We start from the raw sequence: 3,029 nt of genomic DNA, 5'->3' as shown, positions 1-3,029 counted from the left end.
GGGCGGGGAGCAGCTCCAGGTGGAGCGGCTGAACGTGCCGCCGGAGTGGGAGGACCTGCCGCTCACGCTCGTGGCGGAGGCGGACGGCGCGTACACGCTGTGGGGCCCCGAAGGGCGCGCCGTGCTCCACGGCGCCGTGGGCACCGGCGCCCAGACGCAAGCAGGCGCGGCGCACGAGGTGGAGCTGTCCGTCACCGCGCTGCGCGCCCGGCCGGGGACGCGCTTCCAGGTGATGCGCCGCTCGAAGCTCGCGGTGGTGGAGGAGCTGCAGCGCGCGCTGCGCATGGGGGAGAAGGGCGCCGGCACGGGCGTGCTCAACCTGACCCTGGAGGGGCCGGACCCGGTGCTGGCCACCACCACGCTCCAGACCATCGCGGACACGTACGTGCGCTCCAACGCGGAGCGCCGCAGCGAGGACGCGGGCCGCACGCTGTCCTTCCTGGACAGCCAGCTGCCCGGCCTGCGCCAGGGCCTGGAGCAGGCGGAGGCCGCGCTGCGCGACTACCGCGCCGGCAAGGGCGGCGTGGACCTGGCGCTGGAGGTGCAGGCCGTCCTCAACCGGAGCGCGGCCCTGGACAAGGACATCTCCACGCTCGCGCTGGAGCGTTCGGAGCTGCGGCAGCGCTTCACCGAACATCACCCGCTGCTGCTGGCCACGGAGCGCAAGCTGGCGCGCCTGCACTCGGAGCGGACCGCGCTGGAGACGCGGCTCAAGGGCGTCCCGGACGCGGAGCGGGTGTCCGCCCAGCTCACGCGCGACGTGAAGGTCGCCAACGAGCTGTACCTCCAGCTGAACAACAAGGCCCAGGAGTACCGGGTGCTCAAGTCCAGCACCATCACCCACGCGCGCCTCATCGACGCGCCCGTGGTGACGCGCCTGCCCGTGCGGCCCGCGAAGCCGGACGTGCTCGCGGTCAGCCTGGTGCTGGGGCTGGTGGCCGGCGTCGCGCTGGCCTTCGCCCGGCAGTCGCTGCACGCGGGCGTCACCGACCCCGCGGCCCTGGAGTCGGCGCTCGCGGTGCCCGTCCTCGCCAGCGTCCCCACGGGCCCCCGCCACGCGGCGCGCCCCCGGAGCCCGTCCCTCATCCTGGCGCGCAGCGTCCCCCGGGACGTCACCATTGAAGCCGTGCGGGGCCTGAGGACCCGGCTCCAGCGGGCCATGAAGGAGGCGGGCAGCCCCGTCGTCACCCTCACCGGGACGGGCCCCGGCGCGGGGACGTCCTTCACCGCCCTCAACCTGGCGTGGGTGCTGGCGGAGACGGGCCAGCGCGTGCTGCTGGTGGACGCGAACCTGCGCGGCGGCTGGCTGCACCGGTGCTTCCGCGAGGCGCGCGTCCCCGGCCTCCATGAGGTGCTGCGGGGCACCTCCACGCTAGAGCAGGCCCTGCTCCAGCAGGCCGCGCCCGGCCTGTCGTTCCTGGGCGCGGGAGCGCTTCCGCCGGACCCCGCGGAGCTCCTGGCCGGCGCGGCGTTCGACACGTTCGTGGCGCGCGTGGCGGCGGAATACGACGCCGTCCTCTTCGACACGCCCTGCATCCTCGCGGTGACGGACGCGGCGCTCGTGGGCCGGCACGCGGGCGTGCGGCTGGCCGTGGTGCGCGCGGCGACCCAGTCCCTGCGCGAGGTGGCCACCGCGCTGCACCAGCTGGAGCAGAGCGGCGTCCCGGCCCACGGCATCGTCCTCAATGGCGTGCCGCGCTCCCGGACGGGCCGCGCGGTGAGCGGCGTCTACCAATACGAATACCCGTCCGCGGGCTGAAGGCCAACCGGGAGCCAACGCCGTGAGCTGGATGCGCTGCACAGGACTGGGCTTCATCGCGGCCCTCTACGTGCTCGCGGGCCGCTGGGGCTTCCACCGGCTGGGCCTCGCGGTCAACGAGGAGGTGGACACGAACCTCATCCAGGAGCTGCGGCTCTGGATCGTCCTGTGCGGGGCGCTGCTCGCCAGCGTGGGGCTTCTGCACCGCGCCCGGCGCGACGCGCGCCCCGGCGAGGCGCGCTTCGACCCGCCGCTCATCGCGTCCATGCTGGGCTTCCTGGGCTACATGTGCGCCAGCACCGCCTGGTCGCCCGACCCGCTCTTCTCCCTGACCAAGGTCTGCGACCTGCTGCTGGTGGGGATGATGTGCGTGGGCTTCGCGCTGGCCACGCTCCGCCAGCCCGCGCCCCGGGTGCTGGACGCGTTCTGGGCCGCCGTCGTCGCGGCCACGGGGCTGCTCGCGCTCACCGGCATCAAGCAGCTGCTGGGTGGCGGCGGAGGCGCGCGGCTCGCGGTGATGGGCGGCGGGCCCAACATCTTCGCGCGGCTCATGGGGCTGCTCTCCATTGGGGCGCTCTACTTCTGGTACTGGAAGGGCCAGGCGTGGCTGTGGATTCCGGTGGCCGCCACCGGCGTCGTGCTGGCGCTGCTCACGGGCTCGCGCGGAGGCTCCGCCGCCATCCTCGCGGGCATCACCACCTGCCTCGTGGTGGGGCGCGTGCCGCTGCGCCGGCTGCTGCTGATGCTGCTGCTGGCGACCGCCGCCATCACCGCGGTGGCCATGTTCTCCCCGCTGGGGGAGGCGCTGAGCAACTCCGTGCAGGAGCGCTTCTTGCGCCTCACCCTCAACTACGAGGCGGGCGCGGGGGGCGCCAGCAGCAACGACGGCAAGGTGTACCTGTCCGGGCGGGAAATCCTCTACGAGAGGGCCCTCCAGCTGGGCAAGGACCACCCGGTGGCGGGGGCGGGGCTGGCGGCGTTCCCCGCGCTGCGCCTGGGCGTCTACCCGCACAACCTCTTCCTGGAGGTCTTCTGCGAGGGCGGTGTCGTGGGGCTGCTCCTGCTCGCGGCCGTCATCGCCACCTTCGTGCGCTCGGCGCTCCTGCGGCGCCAGGGCCTGGACGGCGCCACCGTGGGCGCCGCGGTGCTGGTGCTCCTGGGCGCCCAGTCCAGCGGCGACCTCTACGACAGCCGCGCCCTCTTCCTGCTGATGGTGATGGCCTCCGGGGCCGCGGTCCCCGGACGCCAGCCCGCGCAGTCGGGCCCGCCC

The 3,029-nt window shown here is 74.4% G+C and carries 2 protein-coding genes; both read left to right on the top strand.

Annotated features, from left to right (window positions below; all coding sequences use genetic code 11):
- The coding region (locus tag D7X32_RS43850) for a polysaccharide biosynthesis tyrosine autokinase (RefSeq protein WP_120608404.1) at nt 1-1,759 on the top strand (1,759 nt) is incomplete at its 5' end.
- Nucleotides 1,760-1,790: 31 nt separating this feature from the next.
- Nucleotides 1,791-3,029, top strand: a 1,239-nt coding sequence (locus tag D7X32_RS43845) for an O-antigen ligase family protein (RefSeq protein ID WP_216619007.1), incomplete at its 3' end; no start/stop codon positions are given.

Origin of the sequence: Corallococcus carmarthensis (assembly GCF_003611695.1) — a bacterium.
GTDB lineage: Bacteria > Myxococcota > Myxococcia > Myxococcales > Myxococcaceae > Corallococcus > Corallococcus carmarthensis.
Note: the sequence above shows the minus strand (reverse complement) of the source record. Positions and strands in the feature narration are given on the sequence as shown.